At 42.8% G+C, this 12030-nt stretch carries 9 protein-coding genes; all 9 read right to left on the bottom strand.

The window, feature by feature from the left end:
* Positions 1–16: 16 nt before the first annotated feature.
* The 9 genes from truB to ASL11_RS33340 all read right to left on the bottom strand — a co-directional run bounded on the left by truB (position 17) and on the right by ASL11_RS33340 (position 11978).
* Positions 17–931 (bottom strand): tRNA pseudouridine(55) synthase TruB, encoded by a 915-nt coding sequence (gene truB, locus ASL11_RS33380; protein ID WP_056625049.1) that lies wholly within the window; start codon positions 929–931, stop codon positions 17–19.
* Positions 928–1929: a DHH family phosphoesterase gene (locus ASL11_RS33375; protein WP_235550653.1), complete on the bottom strand. Its 1002-nt coding sequence runs from the start codon at positions 1927–1929 to the stop codon at positions 928–930. The genes truB and ASL11_RS33375 overlap by 4 nt, the downstream gene beginning before the upstream one ends.
* Positions 1926–2285 carry a 30S ribosome-binding factor RbfA gene (gene rbfA / locus ASL11_RS33370; protein ID WP_056625044.1) on the bottom strand — a complete coding sequence of 120 codons (360 nt, stop codon included), beginning with the start codon at positions 2283–2285 and terminating at the stop codon, positions 1926–1928. The genes ASL11_RS33375 and rbfA overlap by 4 nt, the downstream gene beginning before the upstream one ends.
* A gap of 6 nt (positions 2286–2291) precedes the next feature.
* Positions 2292–5219: a translation initiation factor IF-2 gene (gene infB, locus ASL11_RS33365; protein ID WP_063795765.1), complete on the bottom strand. Its 2928-nt coding sequence runs from the start codon at positions 5217–5219 to the stop codon at positions 2292–2294.
* Complete coding sequence (locus ASL11_RS33360; RefSeq protein ID WP_235550652.1) at positions 5209–5538, bottom strand: L7Ae/L30e/S12e/Gadd45 family ribosomal protein; 330 nt, start codon at positions 5536–5538, stop codon at positions 5209–5211. Before ASL11_RS33360 ends, infB begins: the two co-directional genes overlap by 11 nt.
* Positions 5528–5845, bottom strand: a complete 318-nt coding sequence (gene rnpM, locus ASL11_RS33355) for an RNase P modulator RnpM (RefSeq protein ID WP_056625035.1) — start codon at positions 5843–5845, stop codon at positions 5528–5530. Before rnpM ends, ASL11_RS33360 begins: the two co-directional genes overlap by 11 nt.
* A 29-nt stretch (positions 5846–5874) precedes the next feature.
* On the bottom strand, positions 5875–6972 hold the full coding sequence (nusA, locus tag ASL11_RS33350; protein ID WP_028558311.1) for a transcription termination factor NusA: 1098 nt from the start codon (positions 6970–6972) through the stop codon (positions 5875–5877).
* Positions 6973–7008: 36 nt separating this feature from the next.
* The gene (gene rimP, locus ASL11_RS33345; protein ID WP_268796259.1) at positions 7009–7473 is read right to left on the bottom strand and encodes a ribosome maturation factor RimP; all 465 of its coding nucleotides are present in this window, start codon (positions 7471–7473) and stop codon (positions 7009–7011) included.
* Positions 7474–7667: 194 nt separating this feature from the next.
* Positions 7668–11978, bottom strand: a complete 4311-nt coding sequence (locus tag ASL11_RS33340; RefSeq protein ID WP_056625032.1) for a PolC-type DNA polymerase III — start codon at positions 11976–11978, stop codon at positions 7668–7670.
* Positions 11979–12030 lie beyond the last annotated feature (52 nt).

The raw sequence follows: 12030 nt of genomic DNA, 5'->3' as shown, positions 1-12030 counted from the left end.
CCCGCGACGATTATGATTAAAGAAAAACTTTGGCCGGGACCAAGACGTGGCTAGTGCTATTCCATTCAAACAGACCCAGAAATCGTTCATCTGGTGAATAGGCCCGAAATATGGTTTGAGATGCATCTGCATGAGCCACTCGATTCGCAGCTAGAGCTATTTTCTTTCCTTGTAATGAATGAACTGTTTCTTGATCAGTGAGAGCAATAGATGGAATATGTGAGATGGCGATGTCCATAGGTATCATATGTTGCTGCAATGAGCCTTCTTCTTTCATTTGAACAATTTGCTCAAATGTTAAACACTGCTCTTTGCGGATGTTTCCTGTTGACGTACGTATCAAACTTTCCATAACGGCAGGGTATCCTAGTACTTTGCCAATATCTACACACAATGTTCTGATGTAGGTACCTTTGGAGCACACGGCACGGAAACGAATTTCAGGGTGCTTCTGATCCAAGTTAAGCTCGAGAATCTCAAGTTCATGGATTGTCGCTTTCCTAGCTTTTCGTTCAACTTCCTTACCTTCTCTCGCCAATTCGTAGAGTCGTTTGCCATCTACTTTAACAGCAGAGAACATAGGAGGGATTTGCTCGATGTCTCCTATGAAAGATTCCAGCACATTACGTACTTGAGTTTCGTCAAGTGACACAAGAGGCACTTCTTCCAAGACAGTCCCCGTCATATCTTCAGTATCTGTAGACAAGCCAATACGTAAAACAGCTTCATATTCCTTCGGCAACTCTTGAATATATTCAACCATCCGTGTAGCACGACCAATGCAAAGTGGTAGTACCCCTGTTACTTGTGGGTCAAGCGTACCCGTATGACCAATTCTTTTAATACTTAGAATCCTTCTAACTTTGGCGACAACATCATGTGATGTAAAGCCCGCAGGTTTCCAAACAGGCAGTATGCCTTCTAGCGTCATTTCAGCTTGTCCCCTACTTCCTCAACCATTCTAGCAATTGCTTCATCTAGCGTACCATGGATTGTACATCCCGACGCTCGAACATGTCCTCCACCGCCAAGTGACTGTGCTACTGCAGCAACATCGACTAGTCCCGAGGAGCGCAGACTTACTTTAATGACACCAGGCGCCTTCTCTTTAATCAACATACCCACTTCAACACCCTCAACATTGCGAGGATAATTCACTAAACCGTCCAAATCATCGCTCGACGCACCTGTTAACTCTAAATCTGCGAGCGACACAGCAAGCCAAGCTAACTTTCGATCATAGGCAAAGGATAGTGTGGATAGCGCTTTTTGGAGAAGTACAATCTGTGCATATGTCATTCGTTCAAGTACAAGTTCAGCGATTTCAGCACCCTTGACCCCTAACTCCAACATAGAGGCTCCAATTTTCATAACCTCTGAAGAGGTATTTGAGTAACGGAATCCACCTGTATCTGTAAGCAAGCCCGTATAAATGCATTCACCGAAAGAAATATCAGGTTGCAGTTTCATATGTAACGCCAAATCATACAAAATTTGAACGGTTGCCGCGGCATCATGCTTGATTAAATGACAGGAACCAAATTGATCATTCGTTGGATGATGGTCAATATTGAGCAGTTTTACCTGCTCATCAAAAAGAGAGCTGATCCTACCCATTCTGGAGAAATCAGCACAATCAACACTTATGATGGTTTGATAAAGTCGATTCGGTGCCTGTTCACTATAATCAATTGTATATTTACTACCTGCTAAGTAGGAAAATTTAGAGGGCATAGCGCCCTCATTGATCATTGTGAATGACTTCCCAAGTTGACTTAAAATCCAACCTGTTGCATACGTTGAACTGGCTGCATCTCCATCCGGCTGGATGTGAGATACAACCAAGAAATCATCATGCTGCTCGATAAATGCAGCCGCTGCTGCCAGCTGCTGACAGTATTCGGTGGCATGGTTCATTCCGATATTCATACGTTTGTATTTCCTTCCTGATTGAGCTTATACAACAATTGGTCAATGTGACTACCATAGTCGATAGAAGCATCAAATTTAAACTGAAGCTCTGGAATCTTACGTAAACGAATTCGCTTGCCTAACTCAGAGCGAATATACCCTGAAGCAACAGAAAGTGCCTTAAGGGTGGCAGCTTTCTCTTCTTCAGTTCCCATTACGCTTAAATAAACACGAGCGAGGGACAAATCATTCGTCACTTCAACCCCTGTAACGGTCATGAAACCAATACGAGGATCTTTCAGTTCAGCTTGAATGATTTGACTAAGCTCTTTCTTAATCTGTTCGCCAACTCGACCTACACGAACTCTAGCCATTTATAATCACCTCTCAACGGACTCCATGATAAAGGCTTCGATGATGTCGCCCTCTTTAATATCATGATAACGCTCAAGAGATATACCACACTCATAGCCTTGTGCAACTTCTTTTTGATCATCCTTGAATCGTTTCAAGGAATCAATTTTGCCTTCATGAACAACAATTCCGCTACGAACTAAGCGTGTTTGTGCATTACGAGCAATTTTACCTGAAGTTACATAACAACCTGCAATTGTTCCTGAACCTGTAATTTTGAATACATTACGTACTTCAGCTTGACCAAGTACAACTTCTTTGAAGATTGGATCCAGCATGCCTTTCATCGCTTGCTCGATTTCTTCGATTACGTTGTAAATGATGTTATGCAGACGGATATCAACTTTCTCTTGATCAGCCGTTGCTTTCGCAGCAGGCTCAGGACGAACGTTAAATCCAATAATAATCGCATTGGAAGCAGACGCCAGAATAATATCTGATTCTGTTACTGCGCCAACACCATTGTGAAGAATCTTAACGCGAACACCTTCAACTTCAATCTTCTCAAGAGAGCTTTTCAGTGCTTCTACAGAGCCTTGAACGTCACCTTTGATGATCACATTCAGATCTTTCACTTCACCATCTTTAATATGCTTAAAGAGGTCTTCCAAAGTAACACGTGAATTAGCTGTCATCTCGGATTGACGAAGTGCAATCGCACGACGATCTGCAATGTCTCTTGCTTTACGCTCATCTTCATAAGCCAAGAACGGATCCCCAGCTTGTGGGACTTCTGTCAGACCCGTGATTTCAACCGGAGTTGAAGGACCCGCTTCTTTCAAACGTTTACCTTTATCATTTACGATCGCACGAACACGACCGAAGCATACACCGGCAACGAAGCTATCTCCAACTTTTAACGTACCGTGTTGAACTAGGATTCTAGCTACTGGGCCTCTTCCTTTATCCAATTCAGCCTCAATGACAGTCGCTCTAGCACGCTTGTTCGGGTTAGCCTTGTACTCTTGCACTTCAGCTACTAGCAAAATCATTTCAAGCAAGTTTTCAAGACCAATACGTTGTTTTGCGGAAATTTCGCAGAAAATCGTATCGCCGCCCCACTCTTCCGGAACTAACTCATACGCCGTTAGAGCTTGCTTAATTTGATCAGGATTAGCGCCTTCTTTATCAATCTTGTTCACAGCTACAATGATCGGTACGCCAGCCGCTTTAGCATGACTAATCGCTTCTACGGTTTGTGGCATGACACCGTCATCTGCTGCAACAACGATAATTGTAATATCCGTAACTTGAGCACCGCGGGCACGCATTGTAGTAAACGCTTCGTGACCAGGCGTATCCAAGAAAGTAATTTTCTTATGATTAACTTCGACTTGATAAGCACCGATGTGCTGCGTGATTCCGCCTGCTTCGCCTTCCGTAACACTCGTTTTACGAATGGCATCAAGCAATGTTGTTTTACCGTGATCGACATGACCCATGATAGTAACAACAGGAGGACGCTCAAGTAAATCAGCCTCGTCATCGATTTCTTCGAATGTTTCGAAGTTATCTTCTTCGACTTTAATTTTGATTTCAACTTCAACACCAAATTCGGTCGCAATCAATTGAATAGTTTCCAAATCTAGCTCTTGGTTGATCGTAGCCATTGTGCCAAGGAATAGAAGTTTCTTAATAACTTCAGAAGCATCTTTGTGAAGCAATTTCGCTGTCTCACCAACAGTCATATTACCACGAACAATGATCTTCTTAGGTGTGTTATCCACTTTTTCTTTCTTAACCATATCTTGTTGGTAACGACCTCTGTTGTTTCCGCGTTGGTTGCCTCTGTTGTTGCCACCAGGACCACGGTTACCACCAGATCGATTATCGTCAAAACGTTTAGGTGTTGGTTTAGATTTCTTCGTTGTAATCACGCCAGCTTTTGCTGCTGCATCATCCAACTCAGCCGCTGTTGCGCCAACATGGAATTGCGGTTTGGCTTCTTGAACAACCGGTCTTCCACTTTGGTTATTGTTGCGGTTCTCGAAAGGCTTGGACTGACGATTAGGACCAGCACTGCGATTCGGACTAGATTGTGGACGTCCACTGTTTGCACTTTGACCACTGCTTGCGCCAGCGCCGCCAGCGCCTTGATTCGGACGTGAGCCTGCATAGTTACTATTCGTGCGAGGTGCTCCGCCTTGTCCTTGGCCGCCTTGGCTGTATCCTTGACTAGCTGGACGACTGCTATTGTATCCACCGCTGCTTCCACCTGAAGGACGTTGTCCACCAGGATTGGAACCTTGGTAACCACCCGTACGCTGTCCGCCTTGGCTGGAGCCTTGACCTGCAGGACGTTGTCCACCAGGATTGGAACCTTGATAACCTGTACGTTGTCCACCTTGGCTGGAACCTTGACCACTAGGGCGTCCACCGTTTGGATTAGATCCTTGATAGCCCGTACGCTGCCCGCCTTGACTATTGCTAGGGCGGTTTCCACCTTGATAATTACTGCTTTGACCACTTGGACGTGACTGTGGTGGGCGACTTGACGTATTTTGTGTAGACTGACTTTGTTGAGGAGACGTGGCTCCAGTTGATGTAGTCGGTTGACTAGTGGATTGTTGCTCAGTAGTAACTGGCTTAGCGGCCGGGGTTACTGCACCTTTATTCTCTTGTGCTGGAGCCTGCGATGCAGGATTCTGATTCGTCGTAGATGAACTCACATTTCCTCCGTCCGTAGCTGCTCGTTTGGCAGCTGCATTAGCTTTGATATCTCTAAAAAACTTTTCCACACTGCTAACTGCGTCATTCTCCATAACACTCATATGGTTGTTAACAGGTATATTTAATCGTTTGAGAATGGTAATAATTTCTTTGCTGCTCATATTGAGCTGTTTCGCGTATTCGTACACGCGTGTCTTGTCTTTATTATCTTGTTTATTGGTCAATATGTTTCACCTCCGCAGGATTTTCTTGACTCTTCTGCAGCATCTGCGCGAAGCCTCCGTCCAATACACCTATGGTGACACGCATTTCTTTCCCAATGCTGCGGCCCAATTCATACTTCGTACCGACTTCCATGAGCTTAACCCCATAAAATAGGCATTTATCTTGAAATTTTTTGCGTGTATTAGCAGAAGCGTCTTCCGCCATAATAACTAGCTTGGCCTCACCCGAGCGAATGGCTTTGAATACTCCTTCGTCACCCGTTACGAGTTTCCCGGCTCTCATCGCTAATCCTAATTGATTTAAAAATTTAGGATTCATCTTCTGATTCCTCCTCCTCTTTCGAAGAAAGGAATTCATCTTCTACACGAATGAAATCTTGTTCCAGTTGGTCATAAATGTCTGCGCCTACAGCATGCTTCAGAGCTCTATCCAGGGCTTTGCTTTTCTTTGCCAATTTAAAACAAGAAACTTTACCGCACAGGTAGGCACCGCGCCCAGACTTCTTTCCCTTAAGATCAATGAGAATGTCATCCTCAGGCGTTTTGACGACGCGGATCAATTCCCTCTTCGGCATCATTTCCTGACAGGCAACGCATTTTCTCAGAGGGATTTTTCTCTGCTTCATTCCGATCACCCCTTGTTCCAAACAAAAACTTAATCGATGCTAATCGAATCTTGGTGCATCTCTTCCGAGTAAGTTTTCACTCTGCCATATTCTTGTTCTGCTTGTGTTTCGCTCTTGATATCGATTTTCCAGCCAGTTAACTTAGCAGCTAAACGGGCGTTCTGTCCTTTAATCCCAATTGCCAGAGAAAGCTGATAATCAGGTACAATGACTCGTGCCATTTTTTCATTTTCATGAATCTGAACTTCAAGCACTTTAGAAGGGCTTAGCGCATTCGCTACGTACTCTTCTACACTCTCCATCCAGCGAACGATATCAATTTTCTCTCCGCGCAGCTCGGTTACAATCGTTTGTACGCGAAGACCTTTAGGGCCTACGCATGATCCGACTGGATCAACCTCTGGGTTACGAGAATGAACAGCAATCTTCGAACGGAAGCCTGCTTCACGTGCAACGGAACGAATCTCAACTACGCCATCGAAAATTTCAGGTACTTCAAGCTCAAATAAACGCTTCAACAACCCTGGATGTGTTCTCGATAAAATAATTTGAGGTCCCTTTGTCGTGTTCTCAACTTTCGTTATATAAGCTTTAATACGATCTCCCTGTTTGAACTTATCCGTAGGCATAAGCTCTGTAAGTGGAAGAACAGCTTCTACTTTGCCAAGGTCAACATAAATATTACGTTGGTCTTGACGCTGCAGGATACCCGTTACGATATCTTCTTCTTTATCGATAAACGCATTATAAATTAAGCCACGCTCGGCTTCGCGGATTCTTTGCGTTACAACCTGTTTAGCGGTTTGTGCGGCAATACGTCCAAAATCACGAGGCGTTACTTCAATTTCAACAATATCTTCCAATTGGTAGTTCGGATTAATTTCACGCGAAGCATGAACAGAAATTTCCAATCTTGGATCCAATACTTCCTCTGTTACGGTCTTCCGTGCATAAACCTTAATAAGACCCGTATGTCGATTGATATCTACACGTACGTTCTGTGCCGTGTTGAAATTACGTTTATAACTTGAAATCATCGCCGCTTCAATAGCATCAATGAGTAGCTCCTTGGAGATACCCTTCTCTCGTTCAATTTCCGACAGCGCTTCAATAAAATCCGTGTTCATTTGAACTGAGTCCCCCCCTTCAATAAGTAACGATTACTAAAATACGATAGCAAGACGTGCACTAGCTACTTTGGCAACCGGAATGCTGATTTTCTTTTTACCAATCTCAATCACGAGTACTTCCTCGTCATAAGACTGCAACAACCCTTCAAATTCCTTAGAACCGTCGATCGGTTCATATGAAGTAACAAATACGTGACTATTCACGGCTTTATAAAAATCTTGAGTTTTCTTAAGCGGACGTTCTGCTCCAGGAGAAGAAACTTCCAAGAAATAAGCATCAGTAATCGGATCTTTCTCATCCAATTGAACACTTAAGTATTCACTGATGCGGCCGCAATCATCTATATCAATTCCGCCTTCTTTGTCAGCATAGACGCGAAGGAACCAATTGCTGCCTTCTTTGACGTATTCAATATCCACGATTTCAAATCCATTTTGTTCAACAAAATCCTTCAGCATGTCCTCAATGATGGATTTGATTTGTTCTTGTGTAGCCACAGATATGTGTACCTCCTAAATTGACTTCTCCTTGTCGTATCCCGAAAAGTCCTATATCAAAATGTAAAGAGTGGGTTTCCCCACTCTTTAATCACAAGATGATATCCTCATTATTGCCAATAAAAATTATACCATAACCATTCTTTGCATTACAATAGCAAACTTGTTAATCATTTTCACTTGACAGCTGATTTTTAAAATAAAGAAAGCTGATTGGATTCAGGCATACCACGGAAGCACCCCATAGAAGTCAGAAGCTCTATGACGGTTTTAGAAGCCTTAGATTTATTCTGGAAATCCTCAATTGATAGGAAATCGCCTTCTTCTTTGGCAGCCGCAATATTCTTAGCAGCATTTTCACCAATTCCTGACATTGCAGCAAACGGTGGAATTAAGGAATTGCCATCTATGATAAACTTCGTTGCATCGGAACGATAGATATCAATCGGCTTGAAACTAAAGCCGCGTGAAGTCATTTCCAGTGACATTTCAAGAATTGAAACCATGGCTTTCTCTTTCGGCAGTGCTTGGAAACCTTTGGCTTCAATCTCAATTAATACTTTGAGAATCGCATCATAGCCTTGGCAGAGCAATTCCAGATCAAAGTCCGCTGCACGTACACTAAAATAAGTCGCATAGTAAGCGATTGGGTGATACACCTTGAAGTAAGCGGTACGAACAGCAGAGATAACGTAAGCAGCAGCATGCGCTTTTGGAAACATATACTCAATCCGTTCGCAAGATTCAATATACCAAGCTGGCACATTACAACGCTTCATCTCATCTTTCCATTCATCGGTAAGGCCCTTCCCTTTACGCACACTCTCCGTAATTTTAAATGCAAGACCTGCATCCATCCCTGCTTTATAGATCAAATAGAGCATGATATCATCCCGACAGCCAATAACCGTCTTAATGTTACAAATCCCTTTTTTGATCAGTTCTTGTGCATTACCTAACCAAACACCTGTTCCGTGTGACAACCCCGAAATTTGAAGTAAATCAGCGAAAGATGATGGTTGTGTTTCTTGAAGCATTTGACGAACGAATTTCGTCCCCATCTCAGGGACTCCATACGTTGCGACAGGAGAACGAATCTGATCAGGTCTAACGCCTAGCGCTTCCGTTGAATTGAAAATACTCATCGCTTTCGCATCATTCATTGGAATCGTTGTGGGATCTACGCCCGTCAAATCCTGAAGCATTCTCATCATCGTCGGATCGTCGTGTCCCAGAATATCTAATTTGAGCAAGTTCGCATCGAAAGCATGATAGTCAAAATGTGTTGTCATCCATTCTGAATTTTTATCATCTGCTGGGAATTGAACCGGCGTAATATCATCGACCTCAATGTAATCAGGGACAACAACAATACCGCCTGGATGCTGCCCAGTACTTCTTTTGACCCCTGTACAGCCTGAAGCTAATCGAGCAATTTCAGCCCCGCGCCACTTCTGGCCCTGTTCTTCTTCATATTTCTTGACGAATCCGAAAGCCGTTTTTTCAGCAACAGTACCGATTGTCCCTGCCCGGAATACATTCTTAGGTCCAAAGATCTCCTTCGTGAAGTTATGCGCAACCGGCTGATAAACCCCTGAGAAGTTCAAATCGATATCGGGAACTTTGTCCCCTTTAAATCCTAAGAAAGTTTCGAACGGAATGTCATGTCCATCCCCTTTTAAATCCCCGCCGCAGGAAGGACATACTTTGTTCGGCAAATCGAAACCACTCGGAACACTACCGTCAAGGAACCATTCGCTGTGCCTGCAGGAAAGGCATATATAGTGAGGTGGTAATGGGTTAACTTCTGAAATTCCCAACATCATGGCAACGACAGAGGAACCAACGGATCCCCGAGAACCTACCAGGTAGCCATCCGCATTCGATTTTTTTACGAGACGTTCCGAAATCAAATAGTTGGCAGAGAATCCGAATTTAATGATCGGAACTAGCTCTTTCTCTAACCGAGCAATAATGACTTCGGGCAGTTCTTCCCCATACATACTTTTCGCCGTATCATAACAAGTCGTACGAATTTCTTCGTCTGCCCCTTCGATAATAGGTGTAAATAGCTTGTCTGGGAAAAGTTCGATAGATTCAAAACGATCTGCAAGATCATTCGTACTGCGTATGACAACTTCAATCGCCTTCTCTTCACCCAAAAACTTAAACTCTTCGAGCATCTCTTTCGTAGTACGGAAATGTGCGTCAGGCTTCTTCATTGCTTTCAGCGGACTAAAACCTGTAATCCCATTGATCGTAATATCCCGACATACTTTCTCACGTGGATTCAGATAATGAACGTTCCCTGTCGCGATGACCGGCTTACCCGTTTTATAACCGATTTCACATACACGCCGAACAGCATCCTCTAGATCTTCTTTAGAACCAACCAAGCCTTTTTCTACGAGATGCATATTATAGCTAACGGGTTGAATTTCGAGAATGTCATAAAACTCTGAAACTTGCTCAGCTTCTTCAATTGATTTGTTCAGTACAGCTTCGAAAAATTCACCCTTTTCACAACCAGAGGTGACCAAGAGTCCCTCTCTGTGCTCAACTAACACACTCTTGGGAATCGTCGCAGCTCGCTGCAAGTAAGTGGTATGAGACAGCGAAATCAGTTTAAATAGATTTTTCTTACCAACTGGGTTTAATGCGTATATACAGCAATGAAATGGACGTTGATTGGATAAATCTTTACCTACATAATCATTCAATTTCGCTAGGCTCGTAATCTGACGATCATTAGCCTCATTAATTAAATGATAGAGCACATAACCTAGCGCAATGGAGTCATCAATCGCACGGTGATGATTATCCAGACCTACTTTAAATTTATCAGACAACGTATTTAATCGATGATTTTTCATAGATGGGAAGAGAAATCTCGCAAGCTCTAATGTATCAACTACCGAATTTGTAACCTCAGGCAAGCCCATGCGCTTTAAATTCGTTTGAAGGAAGCCCATATCGAAACGCGCGTTATGCGCTACTAGCACGCAATCTCCAATAAACTCTATAAACTTAGGAAGCTCGTCCTCAATATCCGGAGCATCCTTCACCATGTCATCATTAATATTCGTTAACTGTTGGATGTTATAAGGAATTTTCTCGTGCGGATTAATGAATGTGGCGAAACGATCAATCTCTTTGCCATCTTGCATTTTCACGCCTGCAAGCTCAATAATTCGATTATTAATAACAGAAAGTCCTGTCGTCTCCACGTCGAAAATAACATAAGTCGCTTGCTTTAAATCGAGATCTCGACCATTCATAACGATAGGGACAGAATCATTCACGACATTCGCTTCAACACCGTAAATAACTTTGATGCCATGCTTTTTAGCAGCTTTCCCGGCGTCAGGGAAACATTGAATATTACTATGATCGGTAACAGCGATCGCTTTATGTCCCCATTTGGCCGCCATTTTCACATATTGATCAATCGGTGTCAGTGCATCCATCGTACTCATAGTTGTGTGCAAATGGAACTCTACTCGCTTCTCAGCAGCATCATCCATACGATCCCTTGGAGCCATCACTTCGTATAAATCATTCGGAATCATCACAAGCTCAGGAATTTGCATGAAACGATCATACTCAACTTTTCCTCTTGCTCTAATCCAAGTACCGTTAGCAAGAAGACTCATGATCTTCACGTCGTCTTTGGTCTTCGCAAAAACCTTCATAGCTAATGAATCACTGAAATCCGTAATATTGAAAGTAAATAACGTATTACCATTTCTTAATTCTTTGACATCCAAGCCAAATACGGTACCTTGTACTGTAATTTTCTTCTCTTCTTCTTGGATATCCTTAAGTGGCGTAGGAACTTCTTTTATATCAATGCCCATGACTAGCTTCAGATCACCCTCTGGTAAAGAAGATTCTTCTTCCTCCATATCGATGGACATCATGATTTCTTGTGTATATGATTTTTCACCTTGTTCTCGTTGCTTTGCAAACTTCTCATATTCTGCAACGATTTCCGTAGTGTCACTTATTGCATACTTGACAGATAGTTCAGTTTGAAAAAAATTATGGAAAAAATTCCGAATAAACATATCGATATTCTTTTTCTTCGCTAATTCTAGACCTATAGCATCTAACATAATCAACGATAGGGCATTTCCTTGTACTTCGAACCTAGCTTTTGACATCCAACCATTGACAGAGGGAACTTCCCGCTGTAACCATTCCATAAATAAGCCCCAATACTCCTCAACGAGAGCAGCAGGTTCTGCTTGTTCATATTTCCAAATAAACCGAATTTTTGCGATCTGTGCAAACTTCTCTTGAATCATTTTACAAAATGAACGATAAATATTTAGAGGCACAAGGTCATTTTTCACCAAATAGAACGTCCAGTCACGATTTTTTCGACTAATCTCTACTTGATCAATGTAGCCCTCTGTAAAATATGACCGTACAACATCGGCTGGAATCTCGGCTTGCTGCATCAAAAGCTCAAAGCGATTCCGTTTATCAGCCAAATTACTCATGAACAGCCTCCCCATAAAACATACCAAGGGCAATGGAGTTAGACCTCCATAT

Origin of the sequence: Paenibacillus sp. Soil750 (assembly GCF_001428045.1) — a bacterium.
In the GTDB taxonomy this organism is placed as follows: Bacteria; Bacillota; Bacilli; order Paenibacillales; family NBRC-103111; genus Paenibacillus_E; species Paenibacillus_E allorhizoplanae.
Note: the sequence above shows the minus strand (reverse complement) of the source record. Positions and strands in the feature narration are given on the sequence as shown.

Excerpts from the sequence above, each read along its gene's own strand:
- ASL11_RS33340 (WP_056625032.1), bottom strand. The coding sequence starts at position 11,978 with ATGAGTAATTTGGCTGATAAACGGAATCGCTTTGAGCTTTTGATGCAG.
- truB (WP_056625049.1), bottom strand. The coding sequence starts at position 931 with ATGACGCTAGAAGGCATACTGCCTGTTTGGAAACCTGCGGGCTTTACA.
- rbfA (WP_056625044.1), bottom strand. The coding sequence starts at position 2,285 with ATGGCTAGAGTTCGTGTAGGTCGAGTTGGCGAACAGATTAAGAAAGAG.
- nusA (WP_028558311.1), bottom strand. The coding sequence starts at position 6,972 with ATGAACACGGATTTTATTGAAGCGCTGTCGGAAATTGAACGAGAGAAG.
- ASL11_RS33375 (WP_235550653.1), bottom strand. The coding sequence starts at position 1,929 with ATGAATATCGGAATGAACCATGCCACCGAATACTGTCAGCAGCTGGCA.
- rnpM (WP_056625035.1), bottom strand. The coding sequence starts at position 5,845 with ATGAAGCAGAGAAAAATCCCTCTGAGAAAATGCGTTGCCTGTCAGGAA.
- ASL11_RS33360 (WP_235550652.1), bottom strand. The coding sequence starts at position 5,538 with ATGAATCCTAAATTTTTAAATCAATTAGGATTAGCGATGAGAGCCGGG.